Raw genomic sequence first — 18,460 nt, forward strand, 5'->3', positions numbered from 1 at the left:
GAGGCGAAGGCGGGCGAAGAGCCGAAGAAGACCTCCGACACACGCGTGCGGGCCGCCCGTCGGGACCGGTTCCGCGCGGCGATCAGCGGGGTGCGCTGCGCGGCGGACAGGTTCTTCGCCGACAGGGCGCGCTGCACCTCGGCGAAGTTCGTCGTCCAGTAGCCGAAGGAGAGGACGAAGCCGAGGCCGAGGACGATGGTCAGCCAGTTCGCGCCGAGCGGGTTGGCGGAGCCGATGCCGGTGCCGCCCCAGGCGGTGGTGAAGTTGTGGCCGTGGGTGGCGGTGAGCTTGTCGACCAGGCCGTTCCAGCCGCCGACCTTCTTCAGGCCGAGCACGGACAGCGGGATGAGGGCGGCCAGGATCACGAAGAACTGGAGCACCTCGTTGTAGATCGCCGAGGAGAGGCCGCCGAGGGTGATGTACGCCAGTACGAACGCGCCGGCGACCACGATCGCCACCCACTGGGGCCAGCCGAGCAGCGCCTCGACGACGATCGCGAGGGCGTACAGGTTGACGCCCGCGATGAGGATGGCGGCGAAGGCGAACAGGATCGAACTCAGCAGGTGCGCCGCTCTGTCGAAGCGGAGCAGCAGCATCTCGGGGACCGAACGGACCTTGCTGCCGTAGTAGAAGGGCATCATCACCAGGCCCAGGAAGACCATGGCCGGGATGGCGCCGATCCAGTACCAGTGCACGGTGTACGCGCCGTACTGCGCGCTGTTGGCGGCCATGCCGAGGATCTCGGTCGCGGCCAGGTTCGCCGAGATGAACGCGAGGCCGGTGATCCAGGCGGGCAGGGACCGGCCGGAGAGGAAGAAGTCGAGGCTCGTCTTCACCGAGCGGCGGGCCGCGAAGCCGATGCCCAGGACGACGACGAAGTAGATCGCCAGGATCGTGTAGTCCAGGCCGTTGGTGGGGAGCCGTAGCCCCGCCGCGAGGTATGTGGGGGAGTACGGGGCGTTTGTGGGGTTCTGCACCCAGTAATTCAACACTTTCGTTGTCTCACCTTGATTGATTCCGATGTTGACTGGCGTGGTGAGTTGTGTTTTGGTGTGTTCGGTTCTGTTTGAAGGTTGGATGACTCGATCAACGGGAGTCCGCAGTGAAGAAGACCTCGACCCGGCTGGCCGACGGTCGCGAGCTCATCTACTACGACCTGCGTGACGACACCGTGCGGGACGCGGTGGACCGCCGGCCGCTGGAGCGGACGCACACCACCTCGGAGATCCGCCGGGACCCGCTGCTCGGCGACCAGGTCGCCATCGCCTCGCACCGGCAGGGCCGCACCTACCACCCGCCGGCCGACCAGTGCCCGCTGTGCCCGACCGAGGGCGACCGGCTGAGCGAGATCCCCGACTCGTCGTACGACGTGGTGGTCTTCGAGAATCGTTTCCCCTCGCTGGCCGGCGACTCCGGACGCTGTGAGGTGGTCTGCTTCACCTCGGACCACGACGCCTCCTTCGCGAGCCTCACCGAGGAGCAGGCCCGTCTGGTCCTCGACGCATGGACCGACCGGACCTCGGAACTGTCGCATCTCCCCTCCGTCGAGCAGGTGTTCTGCTTCGAGAACCGCGGCGCGGAGATCGGCGTGACGCTCGGTCACCCGCACGGGCAGATCTACGCCTACCCCTTCACCACCCCGCGCACCGCCCTGATGTTGCGTTCACTCGCGGCACACAAGGAGGCGACCGGCGGAGAGAACCTCTTCGACGCTGTCCTGGAACGTGAACTCGCCGACGAGCGGGTCGTCCTTGAGAGTGAACACTGGGTCGCCTTCGTGCCCTACGCGGCGCACTGGCCCTACGAGGTCCACCTGTACCCGAAGCGCCGCGTCCCCGACCTGCTCGCCCTCGACGAGGCGGCGCGCTCAGAGTTCCCCCAGGTTTATCTGGAACTCTTGAGGCGCTTCGACCGTATCTTCGGTGAGGGTGAACCTCCCACGCCCTACATCGCCGCCTGGCACCAGGCGCCGTTCGGGACGCTGGAGGAGTTCGAGGGTGTCACGCGCGACGACTTCGCGCTCCACCTCGAGCTTTTCACCATCCGCCGATCGTCCGGCAAGCTGAAGTTTCTCGCGGGTTCCGAGTCCGGCATGAGCGTGTTCATCAACGACGTGCCGCCGGAGCGCGCGGCCGAGCGACTGCGAGAGGTAGCGAGTTGATGAAGTACCTGGTGACGGGCGGAGCGGGTTACGTCGGCAGTGTGGTCGCCCAGCACCTGCTGGAGGCGGGCCACGAGGTCACCGTCCTCGACAACCTCTCCACCGGCTTCCGCGAGGGCGTCCCCGCGGGCGCCGCCTTCGTCGAGGGCGACATCCGCGACGCCGCCAAGTGGCTCGACCCCTCCTACGAGGCGGTCCTGCACTTCGCCGCGTTCTCCCAGGTCGGCGAGTCGGTCGTGAAGCCCGAGAAGTACTGGGACAACAACGTCGGCGGCACCATGGCGCTGCTCGGCGCGATGCGCGAGGTGGGCGTGCGCAAGCTCGTCTTCTCCTCCACGGCGGCCACCTACGGCGAGCCGGACCAGGTCCCGATCGTCGAGACCGCGCCGACGAAGCCGACCAACCCGTACGGCGCCACCAAGCTCGCCGTCGACCACATGATCACCGGCGAGGCCGCCGCCCACGGCCTGGGCGCGGTCTCCCTGCGCTACTTCAACGTGGCCGGCGCGTACGGCGCGCAGGGCGAGCGGCACAACCCCGAGTCGCACCTGATCCCCCTGGTCCTCCAGGTCGCCCAGGGCAAGCGGGAGGCCGTCTCGGTCTTCGGCGACGACTACCCGACGCCCGACGGCACCTGCGTCCGCGACTACATCCACGTCGCCGACCTCGCCGACGCCCACCTGCTGGCGCTCACGGCCGCACGGCCCGGCGAGCACCTGATCTGCAACCTCGGCAACGGCGAGGGCTTCTCGGTCCGCCAGGTCATCGAGACCGTCCGGCAGGTCACCGGCCACCCGATCCCCGAGGGGGTGGCCCCGCGCCGGGGCGGCGACCCGGCCGTCCTGGTCGCCTCGGCGGCCGCCGCCCGCGAGCAGCTGGGCTGGCACCCGACCCGCGCGGACCTCGCGGGGATCGTCGCGGACGCCTGGGAGTTCGCGCAGACCATCGCAAGCGCAGCAAGGGAGCAGTAGTGGGGGCACAGCAGATCCGTGAGGGCTTCACCGAGCTGTACGGCACCGCACCGGACGGCGTCTGGTCGGCTCCCGGCCGGGTCAACCTGATCGGCGAGCACACCGACTACAACGACGGCTTCGTGATGCCCTTCGCGCTGCCGCACGTGACGACGGCCGCGGTGGCCCGCCGTACCGACGGGGTGCTGCGCCTGCACTCCTCGGACATCGAGGGCGGCGTCGTCGAACTCTCCCTCGACGCCCTGGAACCCGGCACCGACCAGGAGTGGACGGCGTACCCGGCGGGCGTGGTCTGGGCGCTGCGCGAGGCCGGCCACCCGGTCACCGGCGCCGACGTCCACCTGACCTCGACGGTCCCGACCGGCGCCGGCCTGTCCTCCTCCGCGGCCCTGGAGGTGGTGATCGCCCTCGCGCTGAACGACCTGTACGAGCTCGGTCTCCAGCGCTGGCAGCTGGCCCGCCTGTGCCAGCGCGCGGAGAACGTCTACGTCGGCGCGCCGACCGGCATCATGGACCAGACGGCGTCCGCCTGCTGCGAGGCCGGCCACGCCCTGTTCCTGGACACCCGCGACCTCTCGCAGAAGCAGATCCCCTTCGACCTCGCGGCCGAGGGCATGCGGCTGCTGGTCGTGGACACCCAGGTCAAGCACGCGCACAGCGGCGGCGAGTACGGCAAGCGCCGCGCGGGCTGCGAGAAGGGCGCGGCCCTGCTCGGGGTGGACGCCCTGCGGGACGTTCCCTACGGCGAACTGGACGCGGCGCTCGACCGCCTCGGCGACGAGGAGGAGGTACGCCGCCTGGTCCGCCACGTCGTCACCGAGGACCACCGCGTCGAACGCGTCGTCGCCCTCCTGGAGGCCGGTGACACCCGGGCCATCGGACCGGTCCTCACCGAGGGCCACGCCTCGCTGCGCGACGACTTCCAGGTCTCCTGCCCGGAGCTGGACCTGGTCGTGGAGGCGGCGAACTCGGCCGGTGCGCTGGGCGCCCGGATGACCGGCGGCGGCTTCGGCGGCTCGGCGATCGTCCTCGCCGAGACGGCCGACGTCGACACGGTCACCAAGGCGGTCGAGGAGGCCTTCGCGGCGGCCGGGTTCAAGGCGCCGCGGGTCTTCGAGGCGGTGCCGTCGGCGGGTGCCCGCAAGGCGGGCTGAGCCTCAGGCCAGCCGCTTGGTCAGGGTGTACTCCGTGATCCCCGGCGGGTAGTCGGGGATCACGCACACCACCTCGTACCCCTTCTTCCGGTAGAACCCCGGGGCCTGGAAGTCCCAGGTCTCCAGGCGGGCGGCGGTGCAGTCGCGGTCCTTGCGGGCGATGCGCTCCGCCTCGGCGAGCAGCCGGCCGCCCAGCCCCCTGCCGCGCCGGCGGGCGTCCACCCACAGATAGGTGACGTGCAGCCAGGACGCCCAGGTGTGTCCGACGAGGCCGCCGCCCAGGTCGCCCGTACGCTCGTCCATCGCCCAGACGTGCAGCGGCACTTCGCGTTCCGCGGGGGTGCCGCGCAGGGCCGCCAGCACGGGAGAGGCCGCGGTGTTGGTGGCCAGCAGCCGAGCGCGGAGCAGATCACGTCGTTCCTTGTCGACTTCCGCCTCAATACGAAACATGCGGCACACCATAAACGCGTCCGTCGGACAGTTCTGCAAATTGCCTTCCGCTCCCGGCGCCCAGCCGTACTCTGATGAGCAGTACCGGTGGGGGCCGGTGCTGATCAGGGGGCGAGACAAGCCGGGTACGACGCCCGTGGTGGGGTAACTGTTCAGGCACGGCGGCGGCCGTGCGGTTCGCTCCTCGCTCGGGTGTCGTGTCCGCATGGGTCGTCGTTCTCCGGACCTTGGGGTATCCCCTGCTCTTGAGGAGCTTGGGGAAGGGGGTTTCGTGGTTCGCATCCGAGTTCTGGTCGTCGACGACCACCGCATCTTCGCCGAGTCGCTGGCCGCCGCACTGGCCGCCGAGCCCGACGTCGACGTGTCCGCGGCCGGCAGCGGTCCGGCGGCGCTGCGCTGCCTGGAGCGCGCGGTCGCCGAGGGCCGCCGTTACGACGTGCTGCTCGTCGACGCCGACCTGGGCGGTCAACTGCCGGGCGGCCGGGCGGCCGTGCCGGTGCAGGTGGCCAACGAGGAGGGGCTGGTCGACGGCATATCGCTGGTCGCCGGGGTCCGCTCCGCGCATCCCGCCGTGCGGGTCGTCGTCCTCGCCGAGCGGGACGACCCGCGGCGGGCGGCCCTGGCCCTGCAGGCCGGTGCCTGCGGCTGGGTGGCCAAGGACTGCTCGCTGTCCCGGCTGCTGAACGTGATCCGGGGCGTCCTGCGCGACGAGACGCACCTGCCGCCCGCCCTGCTGACCGGGGTGCTGCGCGAGCTGACGGCCGCCCGCAAGCACCGCACCGAGAGCGAACGGCTGGTGGAGTCCCTCACGCCGAGGGAACGGGAAGTACTCCGGTGCATGGTGGCGGGCCTGGGGCGCAAGGCGGTCGCCGAGCGCCTGTTCCTGTCCCCGCACACCGTCCGCACCCACATGCAGAACGTCCTCGGCAAACTCGGCGTCCACAGCACCCTGGCCGCCGTCGCCCTGGCGCGGCGGGCCGGGGTGGGGCCGGTGGACCTGGGACCCGCCGGGCGGATCATGCCGGAGGAGAGCAGCAGCGCCTGACGGCTCAGGACGCCGGGTCCGGCAGTGCCCCGGACGGGCACCGGGGTAAGCGGAGCGCCTACCCGGGGATGTTGTCGAACGGGGCGGTCAGCCGGCGTAGCAGTCCCGCGAGTTCGGAGCGCTGCATGCGGGAGAGCTCGCCGAGGATCGCCCGCTCCTGGTCGAGGAGTCCGGCCAGGGCCTGGTCCGCCCGGTCCTGGCCCTCGGTGGTCAGCCGTACCAGCACACCACGCCGGTCGCTCGGGTCCGGCAACCGCTCCACCAGCCCCTTCTTGGCCAGCCGGTCGATCCGGTTGGTCATCGTCCCCGAGGTGACCAGGGTCTGCGTCAGCAGCTGGCCCGGGGAGAGCTGGTAGGGGGTGCCCGCGCGCCTGAGCGCGGTCAGCACGTCGAACTCCCAGGGCTCCAGGCTGTGCTCGGCGAAAGCGAGCCGACGTGCCCGGTCCAGGTGCCGGGCCAGTCGGCTCACCCGGCTGAGCACCTCAAGCGGTTCCACGTCGAGGTCCGGGCGCTCCCGGCGCCACGCAGCCACCAGCCGATCGACCTCGTCCTCCATGGCGATCAGTGTAGTGGTTGTGTCGACATGAAGTCTCTTGACATCAAGTCTCTTGACATCGAGATATCGGGTGGGGAAGGTGGAGTACATGACGACTCCCGCCTGGGACCCCGCCCAGTACCTCCGCCACGCCGGCCACCGAGCCCGCCCCTTCGCCGACCTCCTCGCCCGCGTCCCCGGCCTCCCCGGCGCATCCACCGCCGGCCGCCCCCGCATCGCCGACCTCGGCTGCGGCCCCGGCAACATGACCGCCCTGCTCGCCGAACGCTGGCCCACCGCCCACATCACCGGCTACGACAACTCGCCCGACATGCTCGACAAGGCGCTCGTGGAGTACGAGGGCCCCACCGCCGGCGGCGGCCGCCTGGACTTCTCGGGCGCCGACGTCCGCACCTGGACCCCCGAGGCGCCGTACGACCTGATCGTCTCCAATGCCACGCTCCAGTGGGTCCCCGGACACCCCGAACGCTTCGCCGACTGGACCGCCGCCCTCGCCCCCGGCGGCACCTTCGCCTTCCAGGTCCCCGGCAACTTCGCCGCCCCCAGCCACCGGCTGATGCGCGACCTCGCCCACTCCGCCCGCTGGCAGGGCCGGCTCGCCGAGACCCTCCGCCACGAGGACGCGGTCCTCGCGCCCGAGGCCTACCTGGAGCGGCTGACCGCCCTCGGCTGCGCCGCCGACGTCTGGGAGACGACGTACATCCATCTGCTCACCGGCGAGGACCCGGTCCTCGACTGGGTGAAGGGCACCGGCCTGCGCCCCGTCCTCACCGCCCTCGCCGACGACCCCGAGGCCCGTGACGCCTTCCTCGCCGACTACCGCACCGCCCTGCGCGAGGCCTACCCGGCCGGCCCGCACGGCACCCCGTTCCCGTTCCGGCGGATCTTCGCCGTCGCCCGGAAGGAGGACGCCTGATGCTCACCGCCCTCGACCACGTCCAGCTGGCCGTGCCACCCGGCTCCGAGGACCTGCTGCGCGCGTACTACGTCGACCTCCTCGGCATGACCGAGATCCCCAAGCCGCCCGTGCTCGCGGCGCGCGGCGGCTGCTGGTTCCGGGCCGGGACCGTGCACCTGCACCTGGGGGCCGAGGCGGCCTTCCGCCCCGCCCTGAAGGCCCACCCGGGGCTGCTGGTCACGGACATCGAGGCCGTCGCCGAACGGCTCGAAGCGGGCGGCGCCCCGGTCATCTGGGACGACGAACTCCCCGGACACCGCCGTTTCTACTCCCAGGACCCGGTCGGCAACCGCCTGGAGTTCCTGGAACCGATGCGCTGAGCCGCCGTTTGCCCCGGCCCGCTCCCGGTTACCCGGACCGGTGACCCCACGCACGTTCTCCGCGTCAGGAGGGACCCACGGTGTCAGGACACCAGAAGGCCAAGGGCAAGAAGGAACAGCTCAAGGGCAAGGCCAAGGAGGTCGGCGGGCGCGCGGTGCGCGACGTGCCGCTGGAGTCCGAGGGTCGCCTGGAGCAGTCGAAGGGCGACGCCCGGCAGGCCAAGGAGAAGATCAAGGACGTCTTCAAGCACTGAGAGACGCTGATATCAGGGCACCGGGGCCTTACGCCTTCCGGTGCCCTATCAGCCGCGGCTTCTGCTCCAGGCCGTCCAGACCGTGCCAGGCGAGGTTGACCAGATGCGCGGCGACCTCCGCCTTCTTCGGACGGCGCACGTCCAGCCACCACTGGCCGGTCAGCGCGACCATGCCCACCAGCGCCTGTGCGTACAGCGGGGCCAGCTTCGGGTCGAAGCCGCGGGACTTGAACTCGCGGCCCAGGATGTCCTCCACCTGGGTGGCGATGTCGGAGATCAGCGACGCGAAGGATCCCGTGGACTGCGGGATGGGGGAGTCGCGGACCAGGATCCGGAAACCGTCCGTGTACTCCTCGATGTAGTCGAGGAGCGCGAAGGCGGCCTGCTCGCACAGCTCCCGCGGATGCCCGGCCGTCAGCGAGCTGGTCACCATGTCGAGCAGCCGCCGCATCTCCCGGTCGACCACCACCGCGTACAGCCCCTCCTTGCCGCCGAAGTGCTCGTACACCACCGGCTTGGAGACCCCGGCCTTCGCCGCGATCTCCTCCACCGAGGTGCCCTCGAAGCCCTTCGTCGCGAAGAGGGTGCGACCGATCTCCAGCAGCTGCTGGCGGCGCTCCGCCCCGGTCATCCGGGTGCGGCGCGTCCGCCGCTGCTTGCCGTCGGGACTGGGGGTGCTGGAGTCGGTCGCCACGGCGTCAATCATGCCGCCTTCGCGGACTCCGCCCCCTGCCGGGAGCCGCCGTCCCCGGTGTTACGGCGTGAATCGATACGCGAGCGTGACGGCCAGCGCACGTCGTACGCCCAGCCCAGCTGCTCGCACCAGCGGATGATCCGCGCCGACGAGTCCAGCTGCCCGCGCTCCACACCGTGCCGCGCGGAGGTCGGGTCGGCATGGTGCAGGTTGTGCCAGGACTCCCCGCAGGACAGCACCGCCAGCCACCACACGTTGCCCGAGCGGTCCCGCGACTTGAACGGCCGCTTGCCCACCGCGTGGCAGATCGAGTTGATCGACCACGTCACATGGTGGAGCAAGGCCACCCGCACGAGTGAACCCCAGAAGAACCCGGTGAACGCGCCCCACCAGGACATCGTCGCCAGACCGCCGATCAGCGGCGGCAGCGCCAGCGACAGCATCGTCCAGTAGACGAACTGCCGCGAGACCGCCCGGATGGCCGGGTCCTTGATCAGATCGGGTGCGTACTTCTCCTGGTTGGTCTGCTCCTCATCGAACATCCACGCGATGTGCGCCCACCACAGACCCTTGATCAACGCCGGCACGGTCTCCCCGTACCGCCACGGGGAGTGCGGGTCGCCCTCCGCGTCGGAGAACTTGTGGTGCTTGCGGTGATCGGCCACCCATCGCACCAGGGGCCCCTCCACCGCCATCGAGCCGGCGACGGCCAGCGCGATCCGCAGCGGCCGTTTCGCCTTGAACGACCCGTGCGTGAAGTACCGGTGGTAACCGATCGTCACGCCGTGACAGCCCAGGTAGTAGAAGAACACCAGCAGACCCAGGTCGAGCCAGCTCACACCCCAGCCCCACGCCAGCGGCACCGCCGCCAGCAGCGCGAGGAACGGTACGACGATGAAGAGCAAAAGGGTGATCTGCTCGATCGAACCCTTCTGTTCGCCGCCCAGAGTGGCGGACGAGGGCGAGGTAGCGGTGGGTTTCTGGGCGTCTTCGATCACATCGGAACCAGAAGAGGTCATGCGCGTCCCCTGTGGGGTCGAGGGTTGAGACAGGTGCCGATCCGCGGCCACCGCACGGGACTCTAGAACTCATTCCCTACGGTTCCGTAACCTACGGCGACGTAAGTATGGCAGCGAGGCGTCTCACAGCGAGAGCCCGACAGCCTGCGCGTCCTCATGGACACCTATCCTTGAGTCGGTCGGACAGCGCGGTCCGCTCTGTTTCCTTCCCGGATGTCCGGCCCGTATGCGGGGCACGCCCGCCGCGGCCGACGGACGGGTTCCCCTCCAGACGAGCTTCAACACTGCAAGGAGCCGCACCTGTGAGCAGTGCCGACGACCTGACTACCAGTGCCACGACGACCAGCAGTGAGCTGCGCGCCGACATCCGGCGACTGGGTGACCTCCTCGGCGAGACCCTCGTCCGGCAGGAGGGCCCCGAACTGCTGGACCTCGTCGAGCGGGTCCGCCGCCTGACCCGCGAAGACGGCGAGGCCGCCGCCGACCTGCTGCGCGGCATCGAACTGGAGACCGCAGCCAAGCTGGTCCGCGCCTTCTCCACCTACTTCCACCTCGCCAACGTCACCGAGCAGGTGCACCGCGGCCGCGAGCTGCGCGCCCGCCGCGGCGCCGAGGGCGGCCTGCTCGCCCGCACCGCCGACCGGCTCAAGGACGCCGACGCCGACCACCTGCGCCAGACCGTCCAGAACCTCAACGTCCGTCCGGTGTTCACGGCCCACCCCACCGAAGCCGCACGCCGTTCGGTCCTCAACAAGCTCCGGCGCATCGCCGCGCTCCTGGACACCCCCGTCATCGAGTCCGACCGCCGCCGCACCGACGTCCGCCTCGCCGAGAACATCGACCTCGTCTGGCAGACCGACGAGCTGCGCGTCGTACGCCCGGAACCCGCCGACGAGGCCCGCAACGCCATCTACTACCTGGACGAGCTGCACGCCGACGCCGTCGGCGACGTCCTGGAGGACCTCACCGCGGAGCTGGAACGGGTCGGCGTCAAGCTCCCCGACGACACCCGCCCGCTCACCTTCGGCACCTGGATCGGCGGCGACCGCGACGGCAACCCCAACGTCACCCCCCAGGTCACCTGGGACGTCCTCATCCTCCAGCACGAACACGGCATCAACGACGCCCTGGAGATGATCGACGAACTGCGCGGCTTCCTCTCCAACTCCATCCGCTACACCGGCGCCACCGAGGAGCTCCTGGAGTCCCTCCGCGCCGACCTGGAACGGCTCCCCGAGATCAGCCCCCGCTACAAGCGGCTCAACGCCGAGGAGCCCTACCGGCTCAAGGCCACCTGCATCCGGCAGAAGCTGGAGAACACCAAGCGCCGCCTGGCCACCGGCACCCCGCACGAGACCGGCCACGACTACCTCGGCACCGCCGAGCTCCTCGCCGACCTGCGCCTCATCCAGACCTCCCTGCGCGCCCACCGCGGCGGCCTGTTCGCCGACGGCCGCCTCGCCCGTACGATCCGCACCCTGGCCGCGTTCGGCCTCCAGCTCGCAACCATGGACGTCCGCGAGCACGCCGACGCCCACCACCACGCCCTCGGCCAGCTCTTCGACCGCCTCGGCGAGGAGTCCTGGCGCTACGCCGACATGCCCCGCGAGTACCGCGCCAAGCTCCTCGCCAAGGAACTGCGCTCCCGCCGGCCCCTCGCGCCCACCCCGGCACCCGTCGACGCGGCCGGCGAGAAGACCCTCGGCGTCTTCCAGACCGTGAAGAAGGCCCTGGAGGTCTTCGGACCCGAGGTCGTCGAGTCGTACATCATCTCCATGTGCCAGGGCGCCGACGACGTCTTCGCCGCCGCGGTGCTGGCCCGCGAGGCCGGACTGCTCGACCTGCACGCCGGCTGGGCGAAGATCGGCATCGTGCCGCTCCTGGAGACCACCGACGAGCTCAAGGCCGCCGACACCATCCTGGAGGACATGCTCTCCGATCCCTCGTACCGGCGGCTGGTGGCACTGCGCGGGGACGTCCAGGAGGTCATGCTCGGCTACTCCGACTCCTCCAAGTTCGGCGGCATCACCACCTCCCAGTGGGAGATCCACCGCGCCCAGCGCCGACTGCGCGACGTCGCCCACCGCTACGGGGTGCGGCTGCGCCTCTTCCACGGCCGCGGCGGCACCGTCGGCCGCGGCGGCGGCCCCTCCCACGACGCGATCCTCGCCCAGCCCTGGGGCACCCTGGAAGGCGAGATCAAGGTCACCGAGCAGGGCGAGGTCATCTCCGACAAGTACCTGATCCCCTCCCTCGCCAGGGAGAACCTGGAACTGACCGTCGCGGCGACCCTCCAGGCCTCCGCCCTGCACACGGCCCCCCGCCAGTCCGTGGAAGCCCTCGCCCGCTGGGACGCGGCCATGGACGTCGTCTCCGACGCCGCCCACGCCGCCTACCGCCGCCTGGTGGAGGACCCGGACCTGCCGACGTACTTCCTCGCGTCGACGCCGGTGGACCAGCTCGCCGACCTGCACCTGGGCTCCCGGCCCTCCCGCCGCCCCGGCTCCGGCGTCTCCCTCGACGGCCTGCGCGCCATCCCGTGGGTGTTCGGCTGGACCCAGTCCCGGCAGATCGTCCCCGGCTGGTTCGGCGTCGGCTCCGGCCTCAAGGCCCTGCGCGAGGCCGGCCTCGACACCGTCCTGGACGAGATGCACGGACAGTGGCACTTCTTCCAGAACTTCATCTCCAACGTCGAGATGACCCTCGCCAAGACGGACCTGCGCATCGCCCAGCACTACGTCGACACCCTCGTCCCCGACGAACTCAAGCACGTGTTCGACACCATCCGCGAAGAGCACGCACTGACCGTCGCCGAGGTCCTGAAGATCACCGGAGAGACCGAACTGCTCGACGCCGCCCCGGCCCTCAAGCAGACCTTCACCATCCGCGACGCCTACCTGGACCCGATCTCCTACCTCCAGGTCACCCTGCTCAAGCGCCAGCGCGACGCGGCCGCGGCGGGCGCCGAACCCGACCCGCTCCTCGCCCGCGCCCTCCTCCTCACCGTCAACGGCGTCGCGGCGGGCCTGCGCAACACCGGCTGACCGCCACCCTTCGGACACGGCTGTGCCCCGGGTCGTACAGGTCGTACACCCGGGGCACAGCCGTGTGTGTCCACTGCACCGGGTGTCTACTGCACCGCCAGGAAAGCCGCCGTGAGCAGCGCGATCCCCGAACCGCCCAGCACCCACGCCACCCGCGTCAGCCGCAGCCCCCCGGCCACCACCACCGACGCCAGCAGCAGCGCACCGCCCAGCGGCACCCACGAGTACAGGATCCCGGCGGGGCCCGACCGGACCACGTCCTCGGTGCCGGGCTTCACGATCACGTCGTACGTCTGCCCCTTGCGCACCGCGACCGACTTGCCGATGACGACCCGGGAGCGCGCCGACGCACCGGTCGAGACGGGGGTGAACGGTCCCGTGCAGGTGTCCGCACCGCACGAGGCCACCGTGACCGTGCCCCGCTCCTTGCCCTTCGTCAGCATCACGTGCTGCGCGGTGCCCCAGGAGCCCCACACCCCGCCGACCAGGATCAGCACGGCGACCGCGCCCATCGCCACGACACGCAGCGCGTCGACCGGAGCCGTACGGGAGGAGGTCGAGGAGGCAGCAGGCATGGCCGGGATCATTGGCCATATTCCTACGGCCGGTCAACTTCCGTAGGGGACAAGTCAGGAGTTGTACGAGCTTTGCGCCCGCTCAAGCCCCTCCGTCACCAGCGCCTCCACCGCGTCGGCCGCGCGGTCCACGAAGTAGTCCAGCTCCTTGCGCTCGGCCGAGGAGAAGTCCTTCAGCACGAAGTCCGCGACCTGCATACGACCCGGAGGGCGCCCGATCCCGAACCGCAGCCGGTGGTAGTCGGCACCCATCGCCTTCGTCATCGACTTCAGCCCGTTGTGGCCGTTGTCGCCGCCGCCCAGCTTGAGGCGCAGGGTGCCGTAGTCGATGTCCAACTCGTCGTGGATCGCGACGATGTGGGCGAGCGGGACCTTGTAGAACTCGCGCAGCGCGTTCACCGGTCCGCCGGAGAGGTTCATGAACGACATCGGCTTCGCCAGGACCACCCGCCGGTTGGCCGGCCCCGGCGCCCCGATCCGCCCCTCCACGACCTGCGCCTGCGCCTTCCCGGCCCGCTTGAACTTCCCGCCGATCCGGTCGGCGACCAGATCCACGACCATGAACCCGACGTTGTGCCGGTTCGCCGCGTACTCCGGCCCGGGATTCCCGAGACCGACGATCAGCCAGGGGGCGTTGGCGGGGGAGGCCCCGGTGGGGGTGGTCACGTCCATGTCTCCTTGATACGCGCCAGCCGCCGCTCCCGGGAGGAAGCAGCGGCTGACGAACGATGAAGCGAAGGTGAGGATCAGGCCTCGGCGGCCTCGTCGCCCTCGGCGGCCGCGCCCTCCGCGGCCTCCTCGGCCTGCGCGGCCAGGACCTGGAGGACGACCGCGTCCTCCTCGACGGTCAGGGTCACGCCGGACGGCAGGGTGATGTCCTTGGCGAGGACGGAGGCACCGGCCGCCAGGCCCTCGACGGAGACGGTGACGGACTCGGGGATGTGGGTGGCCTCGGCCTCGACCGGCAGCGCGTTCAGGACGTGCTCCAGCAGGTTGCCGCCGGGGGCCAGCTCGCCCTCGGTGTGCACCGGGATCTCGACCGTGACCTTCTCGCCCCGCTTGACCAGCTGCAGGTCGACGTGCTCCAGGAAGCCCTTGATCGGGTCGCGCTGCACGGACTTCGGGATCGCCAGCTCGTTGCTCTTGCCGTCGATGTCCAGGGAGATCAGGACGTTCGACGTACGCAGCGCGAGCAGCAGGTCGTGGCCCGGCAGGGTCAGGTGGATCGGGTCCGAACCGTGGCCGTACAGGACACCGGGGACCTGGGAGGCACGGCGGATACGACGTGCGGCACCCTTGCCGAACTCGGTGCGCGTCTGGGCGGCGAGCTTCACCTCGGACATGTGGATCACTCCTCGTAGAGATAGATGCGAACGTGGTCACCCGGCCACGAACGGCCTGCTACGAAGAGCGCGTCGATAACGGAGGCGTGGCCTCCCTCGCCGAGCAACTGGGGAAGTCTACTCGGCGCGAGAGGCCACAGGAAAATCGATCATCAGCGCCATGGGCGCGGGCGATCATGCAGAAGCGTTTTTACAGCTCACTGCTCGTCGAACAGGCTCGTCACCGAACCGTCCTCGAACACCTCACGCACCGCACTCGCGATCGTCGGCGCGATCGACAGCACCGTGATCTTGTCCAGATCACGGCTCAGCTCACCCGGCGTCGGCAGCGTGTTCGTCAGCACGAACTCACTCACCCGGGAGTTCTTCAACCGGTCCGCCGCCGGACCCGACAGCACACCATGCGTCGCCGTCACGATCACGTCCTCCGCACCGTGCGCGAACAACGCGTCCGCGGCCGCACAGATCGTGCCACCCGTGTCGATCATGTCGTCGACCAGCACACACACCCGGCCCTCGACCTCACCCACGACCTCGTGGACGGTCACCTGGTTCGCCACGTCCTTGTCACGCCGCTTGTGCACGATCGCCAGCGGCGCACCCAGCCGGTCGCACCAACGGTCCGCCACCCGCACCCGGCCGGCGTCCGGAGACACGATCGTCAGCTTGTCCTTGTCCACCTTCCTGCCCACGTAGTCCGCCAGCAGCGGAAGCGCGAACAGGTGGTCCACCGGACCGTCGAAGAAACCCTGGATCTGGTCCGTGTGCAGATCGACCGTGAGGAGCCGGTCCGCACCCGCCGTCTTCATCAGATCCGCGACCAGCCGCGCCGAGATCGGTTCACGGCCCCGGTGCTTCTTGTCCTGCCGCGCGTAACCGTAGAACGGCACGATCACGGTGATGGAGCGGGCCGACGCACGCTTCAGCGCGTCGATCATGATCAGCTGCTCCATGATCCACTGGTTGATCGGAGCCGTGTGGCTCTGGATCACGAAGCAGTCGGCACCGCGCGCCGACTCCTGATAACGGACGTAGATCTCGCCGTTCGCGAAGTCGAAGGCCTTCGTCGGGACGACCCCGACACCCAGCTGCTGGGCGACCTCCTCGGCAAGCTCGGGGTGGGCGCGGCCGGAGAAGAACATCATCTTCTTCTCGCCGGTCGTCTTGATCCCGGTCACAGCACTGTCTCCTCAGAGGTGTCTCAGCCGTACAGCTGCATGTGCGGTGACCTCCACGCCGGACGCGGAGGGCCGAATCAGCTGGTTAGGTGCGGGTGTGCACTTATCACGGTACGACGTCTTCGGCGCACCTGTTTCCGGTCAGTCCTCGCTCGCGCCCCGCCGGGAAGCCGCCTCGGCCGCCTTCGCCGCCGCGCTCCCCGGACGCTTCCGGGCCACCCAACCCTCGATATTCCGCTGCTGACCGCGGGCCACGGCCAGCGAACCGGGCGGCACGTCCTTCGTGATCACGGACCCGGCGGCGGTGTACGCACCGTCCCCGACCGTGACAGGAGCCACAAACATGTTGTCCGACCCCGTCTTGCAGTGCGACCCGACGGTGGTGTGATGCTTGTTCTCACCGTCGTAGTTGACGAACACACTCGCCGCACCGATGTTCGAGTACTCCCCGATCGTCGCATCACCGACGTAGGACAGATGCGGGACCTTCGTCCCCTCCCCGATCGAGGCGTTCTTCGTCTCCACGTACGTACCGATCTTGCCCTTCGCCCCCAGCCGGGTCCCCGGCCGCAGATACGCGTACGGCCCCACCGACGCGTCCGCACCGATGTGCGCGGACTCCGAGACCGTGTTGTCCACCCGCGCCCCCGCACCCACCCGGGTGTCCCGCAGCCGGCTGTTCGGCCCGACCTCCGCACCCTCCGCGACATGCGTGGTGCCGAGCAGCTGCGTCCCCGGATGCACGACGACGTCCTGCCCGAACGTCACCGTCACGTCCACCCACGTGGTGGCCGGGTCGACCACCGTCACCCCGGCGAGCATCGCCCGCTCCAGCAACCGGTCGTTCAGGATCCGGCGCGCCTGGGCCAGCTGCACCCGGTTGTTGATCCCCGCGATCTCCCGGTGATCGGCGGCCACCGAGGCACCCACCCGGTGCCCGGCCGCCCGCAGGATCCCCAGCACGTCCGTCAGGTACTCCTCACCCTGACTGTTGTCCGTGCGCACCTTCCCCAACGCGTCCGCCAGCAACCGGCCGTCGAACGCGAACACACCCGAGTTGATCTCCCGGATCGCCCGCTGCGCCTCGGAGGCGTCCTTGTGCTCCACGATCGCCGTCACGGCACCCGAGCCGGCGTCGCGCACGATACGGCCGTACCCCGTCGCGTCCGGCACCTCCGCCGTCAGCACGGTCACCGCGTTGCCGTCGGTGTGGTGGGTCTCCGCGAGCCGGGTGAGCGTCTCCCCGGTCAGCAACGGGGTGTCCCCGCAGACCACGACCACGGTCCCGTCGACCGCCCCGCCCAGCTCCTCCAACGCCATCCGGACGGCGTGCCCGGTGCCGTTCTGCTGCTCCTGCACGGCGGTACGGACGGCCGCGTCGACCTCGCCGAGGTGCGCGGCGACCTGCTCGCGCGCGTGCCCGACGACGACGACCAGGTGCTCGGGGTCCAACTCGCGGGAGGCGGCGAGCACATGCCCCACCAGGGAACGGCCGCAGATGTCGTGCAGGACCTTGGGTGTGGCCGACTTCATACGGGTGCCCTCACCCGCTGCGAGAACGACGACGGCTGCCGGGCGAATGGCGCTCACGGATGTGCCCTTCGGCTTTTTGGACGGGTGGGGGTGACATCCGCAGGATACCGGGGCGTTTCAGGGGGGACATGAGGAAGGGCCCTGACGGTGCTGTCAGGGCCCGAACCCAGGTCTTGTCTGCTGTGAGCTCCCCCGCAAGGATTCGAACCTTGTCCTGCTAGATCCAAAATCTAGTGTGCTGCCGGTTACACCACGGGGGACAGCGCTTCAGACCTTACCCGAGACGCCCCTCTGCCTGGGCCACGATTCCGCTCCACCAGCCCTCGATCCGGTTGTACAAGTGGGCGCTGCGGGACACGCTGATGACAAGGCAACCGTGGTAGTCGTCGCCGGTGTTCTTGCGGACCGTCTTCGGGTTGTGCTTCTTGAGCGTCGGCCTGGCGAAGACTCCCGGGTCGATCTCTGCGATCCCCGCCCAGAACCGATGCGCCGTTTCGACGTCGGCCGATTCGTGGATGAGGAGCCGGAAACCCAGCCTTCCCCGGTCCACCTCCAGGAGGTCGAGCCAGGCGAGGTAGACGCGGATCACCCCCGGGTCGCTGTTGACGAAGACCACCCGCTCCCGCCGGTCGTACGGCTTGCTCTTCGACCCCTCGGCCCAGTACAGCGCGACGCCCGCCATGAACAGCTCGCGGTCCGTCATCTCGCCGATCTCCCGACGGGCGCTCGCCTTGGTCTTCTTCCGCTCCTCGTCGTCAGCCGCGCGGCGCTTCGTGAGCCCCTCCTGCATGAGAGCCCGTTGTTCTTCCGGCGTGTACCGAGGCTCCGGGCGCGGCAGGTCCCGGACCCACAGTGACACCGAGCTTCGCGAACAGCCCAGCTCCGCCTCGATCCGGTCGTACGTCCAGCCCTGCAACCGCAACTCCCGTGCCCTTGCCCGCAGGCCGTCCTTGGCGTTCGGGCGCTTCGCCCACTCCGGTGGCGATTCCCCTTTCACCAACTGGTTGAGGATGTCGTTGTTGAAGACCTTCAGCTCGTCGCGGATCTGCCGCAGGCTGTAGCCCCGCCGCCGGAGCGTCACCACCTGTTCCCGTAGGGCCTCGAAGTCCTACCGCGCCCGACCCCGACCCGGTGCCGCCGTTCACCGGACCGACCGAAGTCCTGGTCCCCGGCGGTCCGTTCACCATGGGCACCTCCACCGAGCC

The 18,460-nt window shown here is 70.0% G+C and carries 18 protein-coding genes, 1 tRNA gene and 1 pseudogene; 8 read left to right on the top strand and 12 right to left on the bottom strand.

The annotated features are described in order from the left end of the window. A pseudogene (locus tag ABZ646_RS19745) lies at nt 1–977 on the bottom strand (Na+/galactose cotransporter); the annotation flags it as partial. A gap of 125 nt (nt 978–1,102) precedes the next feature. Here ABZ646_RS19745 and galT point away from each other — a divergent pair. Genes galT through galK form a run of 3 tightly spaced genes read left to right on the top strand, consistent with a single transcriptional unit; the run spans nt 1,103 to nt 4,286 of the window. Then, nucleotides 1,103–2,161 carry a galactose-1-phosphate uridylyltransferase gene (galT, locus tag ABZ646_RS19750; RefSeq protein WP_360520209.1) on the top strand — a complete coding sequence of 353 codons (1,059 nt, stop codon included), beginning with the start codon at nt 1,103–1,105 and terminating at the stop codon, nt 2,159–2,161. Beyond that, nucleotides 2,161–3,132, top strand: a complete 972-nt coding sequence (gene galE / locus ABZ646_RS19755) for a UDP-glucose 4-epimerase GalE (RefSeq protein WP_360520211.1) — start codon at nt 2,161–2,163, stop codon at nt 3,130–3,132. Before galT ends, galE begins: the two co-directional genes overlap by 1 nt. Continuing rightward, nucleotides 3,132–4,286 (top strand): galactokinase, encoded by a 1,155-nt coding sequence (gene galK, locus ABZ646_RS19760; RefSeq protein WP_360520213.1) that lies wholly within the window; start codon nt 3,132–3,134, stop codon nt 4,284–4,286. Before galE ends, galK begins: the two co-directional genes overlap by 1 nt. A gap of 3 nt (nt 4,287–4,289) precedes the next feature. On the opposite strand, the gene ABZ646_RS19765 is transcribed toward galK, so the two are convergent. Then, entirely contained in the window at nt 4,290–4,748 is a 459-nt protein-coding gene (locus tag ABZ646_RS19765) for a GNAT family N-acetyltransferase (protein WP_360520215.1), read from the bottom strand. Nucleotides 4,749–5,007: 259 nt separating this feature from the next. Here ABZ646_RS19765 and ABZ646_RS19770 point away from each other — a divergent pair, with 259 nt between their 5' ends. Beyond that, nucleotides 5,008–5,781 (top strand): response regulator transcription factor, encoded by a 774-nt coding sequence (locus ABZ646_RS19770; protein ID WP_360520217.1) that lies wholly within the window; start codon nt 5,008–5,010, stop codon nt 5,779–5,781. Between the two features lie 58 nt (nt 5,782–5,839). Here ABZ646_RS19770 and ABZ646_RS19775 read toward each other — a convergent pair whose 3' ends face one another. Then, on the bottom strand, nt 5,840–6,337 hold the full coding sequence (locus tag ABZ646_RS19775) for a MarR family transcriptional regulator (protein WP_360520219.1): 498 nt from the start codon (nt 6,335–6,337) through the stop codon (nt 5,840–5,842). Between the two features lie 88 nt (nt 6,338–6,425). Here ABZ646_RS19775 and ABZ646_RS19780 point away from each other — a divergent pair, with 88 nt between their 5' ends. The 3 genes from ABZ646_RS19780 (at nt 6,426) to ABZ646_RS19790 (ending at nt 7,869) form a co-directional block, all read left to right on the top strand. Next, nucleotides 6,426–7,253 carry a trans-aconitate 2-methyltransferase gene (locus ABZ646_RS19780; protein WP_360520221.1) on the top strand — a complete coding sequence of 276 codons (828 nt, stop codon included), beginning with the start codon at nt 6,426–6,428 and terminating at the stop codon, nt 7,251–7,253. Beyond that, nucleotides 7,253–7,615: a VOC family protein gene (locus tag ABZ646_RS19785; RefSeq protein WP_360520223.1), complete on the top strand. Its 363-nt coding sequence runs from the start codon at nt 7,253–7,255 to the stop codon at nt 7,613–7,615. Before ABZ646_RS19780 ends, ABZ646_RS19785 begins: the two co-directional genes overlap by 1 nt. A gap of 80 nt (nt 7,616–7,695) precedes the next feature. Further along, nucleotides 7,696–7,869, top strand: a complete 174-nt coding sequence (locus tag ABZ646_RS19790) for a CsbD family protein (RefSeq protein ID WP_358977010.1) — start codon at nt 7,696–7,698, stop codon at nt 7,867–7,869. Between the two features lie 28 nt (nt 7,870–7,897). Here ABZ646_RS19790 and ABZ646_RS19795 read toward each other — a convergent pair whose 3' ends face one another. Both ABZ646_RS19795 and ABZ646_RS19800 read right to left on the bottom strand, forming a co-directional pair. Then, nucleotides 7,898–8,575 carry a TetR/AcrR family transcriptional regulator gene (locus ABZ646_RS19795; RefSeq protein WP_360520226.1) on the bottom strand — a complete coding sequence of 226 codons (678 nt, stop codon included), beginning with the start codon at nt 8,573–8,575 and terminating at the stop codon, nt 7,898–7,900. Then, nucleotides 8,572–9,582 carry a fatty acid desaturase gene (locus ABZ646_RS19800; protein WP_360520228.1) on the bottom strand — a complete coding sequence of 337 codons (1,011 nt, stop codon included), beginning with the start codon at nt 9,580–9,582 and terminating at the stop codon, nt 8,572–8,574. Before ABZ646_RS19800 ends, ABZ646_RS19795 begins: the two co-directional genes overlap by 4 nt. Nucleotides 9,583–9,884: 302 nt before the next feature. Between ABZ646_RS19800 and ppc the strand changes: the two genes are divergently transcribed. Then, nucleotides 9,885–12,626 (top strand): phosphoenolpyruvate carboxylase, encoded by a 2,742-nt coding sequence (gene ppc, locus ABZ646_RS19805; protein ID WP_360520230.1) that lies wholly within the window; start codon nt 9,885–9,887, stop codon nt 12,624–12,626. 86 nt (nt 12,627–12,712) lie between these two features. On the opposite strand, the gene ABZ646_RS19810 is transcribed toward ppc, so the two are convergent. The 7 genes from ABZ646_RS19810 to ABZ646_RS19840 form a co-directional block, all read right to left on the bottom strand. Beyond that, on the bottom strand, nt 12,713–13,201 hold the full coding sequence (locus ABZ646_RS19810; protein WP_360520232.1) for a hypothetical protein: 489 nt from the start codon (nt 13,199–13,201) through the stop codon (nt 12,713–12,715). 54 nt (nt 13,202–13,255) lie between these two features. Next, nucleotides 13,256–13,873, bottom strand: coding sequence for an aminoacyl-tRNA hydrolase (gene pth, locus ABZ646_RS19815; RefSeq protein ID WP_360520234.1), 618 nt, complete (start codon nt 13,871–13,873; stop codon nt 13,256–13,258). Nucleotides 13,874–13,947: 74 nt separating this feature from the next. Beyond that, the gene (locus ABZ646_RS19820) at nt 13,948–14,544 is read right to left on the bottom strand and encodes a 50S ribosomal protein L25/general stress protein Ctc (protein ID WP_360520236.1); all 597 of its coding nucleotides are present in this window, start codon (nt 14,542–14,544) and stop codon (nt 13,948–13,950) included. 197 nt (nt 14,545–14,741) lie between these two features. Further along, a complete protein-coding gene (locus ABZ646_RS19825; protein WP_360520238.1) occupies nt 14,742–15,722 on the bottom strand; it encodes a ribose-phosphate diphosphokinase in 981 nt (326 codons plus the stop codon). A 141-nt stretch (nt 15,723–15,863) separates the two neighbouring features. Further along, nucleotides 15,864–17,312, bottom strand: a complete 1,449-nt coding sequence (glmU, locus tag ABZ646_RS19830) for a bifunctional UDP-N-acetylglucosamine diphosphorylase/glucosamine-1-phosphate N-acetyltransferase GlmU (RefSeq protein ID WP_360520240.1) — start codon at nt 17,310–17,312, stop codon at nt 15,864–15,866. Nucleotides 17,313–17,442: 130 nt separating this feature from the next. After that, nucleotides 17,443–17,515, bottom strand: a tRNA-Gln gene (locus ABZ646_RS19835). 14 nt (nt 17,516–17,529) lie between these two features. Beyond that, on the bottom strand, nt 17,530–18,336 hold the full coding sequence (locus tag ABZ646_RS19840) for a hypothetical protein (protein ID WP_360520242.1): 807 nt from the start codon (nt 18,334–18,336) through the stop codon (nt 17,530–17,532). Between the last annotated feature and the right edge of the window lie 124 nt (nt 18,337–18,460).

The organism is Streptomyces sp. NPDC007162, assembly GCF_040634175.1.
Classification (GTDB): Bacteria; Actinomycetota; Actinomycetes; order Streptomycetales; family Streptomycetaceae; genus Streptomyces.